At 23.6% G+C, this 2,388-nt stretch carries 5 protein-coding genes; 1 reads left to right on the forward strand and 4 read right to left on the reverse strand.

Annotated features, from left to right (window positions below):
* Nucleotides 1-45: 45 nt before the first annotated feature.
* The gene (locus N456_RS08910) at nt 46-252 is read right to left on the reverse strand and encodes a hypothetical protein (protein WP_062056060.1); all 207 of its coding nucleotides are present in this window, start codon (nt 250-252) and stop codon (nt 46-48) included.
* A gap of 302 nt (nt 253-554) precedes the next feature.
* On the opposite strand from N456_RS08910, the gene N456_RS08915 reads away from it, so the two are divergent.
* Nucleotides 555-920: a hypothetical protein gene (locus N456_RS08915; protein WP_062056062.1), complete on the forward strand. Its 366-nt coding sequence runs from the start codon at nt 555-557 to the stop codon at nt 918-920.
* Between the two features lie 2 nt (nt 921-922).
* Here the strand turns inward: N456_RS08915 and N456_RS08920 are convergent, their stop codons facing one another.
* The 3 genes from N456_RS08920 to N456_RS24385 are packed head-to-tail and all read right to left on the reverse strand — an operon-like array spanning nt 923 to nt 1,966.
* Complete coding sequence (locus tag N456_RS08920) at nt 923-1,138, reverse strand: hypothetical protein (RefSeq protein ID WP_062056064.1); 216 nt, start codon at nt 1,136-1,138, stop codon at nt 923-925.
* Nucleotides 1,139-1,146: 8 nt separating this feature from the next.
* Nucleotides 1,147-1,860 (reverse strand): hypothetical protein, encoded by a 714-nt coding sequence (locus N456_RS08925; RefSeq protein ID WP_062056066.1) that lies wholly within the window; start codon nt 1,858-1,860, stop codon nt 1,147-1,149.
* Entirely contained in the window at nt 1,814-1,966 is a 153-nt protein-coding gene (locus N456_RS24385; RefSeq protein ID WP_158447863.1) for a hypothetical protein, read from the reverse strand. Before N456_RS24385 ends, N456_RS08925 begins: the two co-directional genes overlap by 47 nt.
* Nucleotides 1,967-2,388: the final 422 nt, after the last annotated feature.

The following is a 2,388-nucleotide window of genomic DNA, read 5'->3' on the forward strand; positions in this document are numbered from 1 at the left end:
CTAAAAGTTTTGGATTATTATTTTCTAATAGGGTTTACTTAATTTTTATAGTTTCATTTTTTTTAGATAGCTATACAATAGTAAAATTCTTTTATCATCAATTATTCTACCTTTTTTAGTGAATTTTTGAATTGTACCTATTGGAAAAGAAAGTTCACTTTCGATTCTTCTTAACCTTAAACGATCTTTGAATTTTACTAAATATTTTTCTACTTTTTCTCGTTTATATTCTATTCGTTGATCACGATCCATTTTTTTTGTTTTATGCAAAAAGAATAATAAAATGAAGCTCGAATATACAAGGGGGTACTCTTCCTTATTCTTTATTAGTTATATTTAAAAAAAATAACTAAATATTTGTTTAACAACTTATTTTTAATATACTTTCTAGTTAATAAATAATTTATTCAAACTTGAATACGATACATCCTTTAAAAACAATTTGACATATATTTGTTTGTCAAGATATATTTAAAAGGAATAATTTTACCCAAATATAATACATTTGTTCCTTTTTAGGAAATATTTTTCCTTTTTTTAATAAAATAATTTAAATGGATTTTTATAAAGAACTATCAAAGGTTAAAAAAGAGAAAAACTATACTTATTCCATATTAGGAAAAGCAATTAACATGAAGGGAGCTACTTTTAAACAAGCCTTTTATCGAGAAAGTTTAAATGATTTGCAAAAAAGAGAGCTTTCCATAGTTTTTAAACTTGGAAATTCAGAAGATCTATTAAACCTTAATGAAAAAGAAATAAATGCAAAAATTAAGAAGTTTTCTGATTTTTTTGTGGAGTATGAAAATCGAGTATTGCAAGATGCTGTTATAAATAATATAATTGAAAAGCGTGTAGCTAAAAGGCTTTTTGAAATTACAAGAAATGAAGAAGAACTTAAGAAGTTCTTAAATAGTTGATTCTATATTTTTATCAAATGACTATAATAGTTTGAAGCAACTTTGTAATCATCATTAAAAACATTAGAAATTAATTTTTTAATTCTATTTTTTTCAGTTTTGATTTCCTCTTCAAGTATTATATTTATTTCATTTTCTAAGTGTTGGAAAATCTCGGAACTTAAAAATTCTTTTTCTTTAGATTCGATAATAATATCTTTTCCCTCTGTCCTTTTCATTTTAAAAATTAAATTTTATTCGCTTTTTTATTTACCTCTTTAAATTCTTTAAGGGTATCAATTAGGTATTCCTTTTTGTCAGCTTTATTTACATATTTCTTATAAATATCATAGGAAACAAATTTTGTTAATCGTCTTATTTTTTCCTTCAATTCCTCTAATGTATATACCTCTTTTCTTAACCACTTTATATAAAAAAAGACACCAATATTTATTAATATTGAACCTCCTATCAGGATAATATAATATTTGCGATAAGAAAAGTCGTTTCTTGGATAAAGTGAATAGATACAAAACCAAACGGAGACAAATGAAAAAAAAGATAGTACAATACGTACAGTTCTTTTGTAGTATTTACTATCTTTTTCCTTATTCTTATATATCCAAAAGCAAAACAAAGTTAAAGCGGCTAAACAGAAATATGGTGAGCCACCATATATGAATCTTCGCCAATTACTCCAGCCAAAAACTTTATTTATTACTTCACTCTCTACCTTTTGAATACTTAAAATTTTTCCATCAACAACGTTTATTTCTAAACCATCAAAACTGTTTTTCCCTTCTTCTAATTCAATATCTATATAAGTGTATTTATAATCTATTTTATTTGAAAGAAAAGTGTGTGTTAATGGTGTAAATGAAATTGTGCAGAATAATAGTGCAATTAAATAATAATTAGCGTAGCTCGATTTCGTCTTTACCTGTTGAAAAAGTATCTTCATTATTAATTCCTTGTTCTTCCTCTACAGAAGGTGCTGTACAGGAGTTTAAAGTTGATATTGATAAAAATATAAAAGAAATTACGAATAATGTTTTAAAAAAGTTCATCTTTATAAAATTTAATTTTTGTTAAACTAATAAGTGTATACAATCAATTGATTTACAAGTAAAAGTATATCTATACTTTATAAAAAACGATATTTTTTTTTTATATTTTTAGGTTACTTTTGCAGCATTTTAAGGTGAAAATTGTTTTTTTGTACTAGTATAATCATTTTATTTTAACATGAAAATTCCTAAAAAGTAATTTTGATAAGTCAAAAAAAATTAAAAAAACATATTTAATTGATTTTCAGTATGTTAAAACATTTTTATAACTATGGTTTTACCGTAAAAATTATAAATAAACGATATTAACAAAAGATTCTATACACTATGAAGAGATATCAAATCTAGCTACTTTAGAATTAGCCATTTTGATTATCATTTCTTGTATCATTTGCTCTCTTGTTGTTTTTGGTTGTTTAGCC

This window comes from Aquimarina longa SW024 (assembly GCF_001401755.1).
Lineage (GTDB): Bacteria > Bacteroidota > Bacteroidia > Flavobacteriales > Flavobacteriaceae > Aquimarina > Aquimarina longa.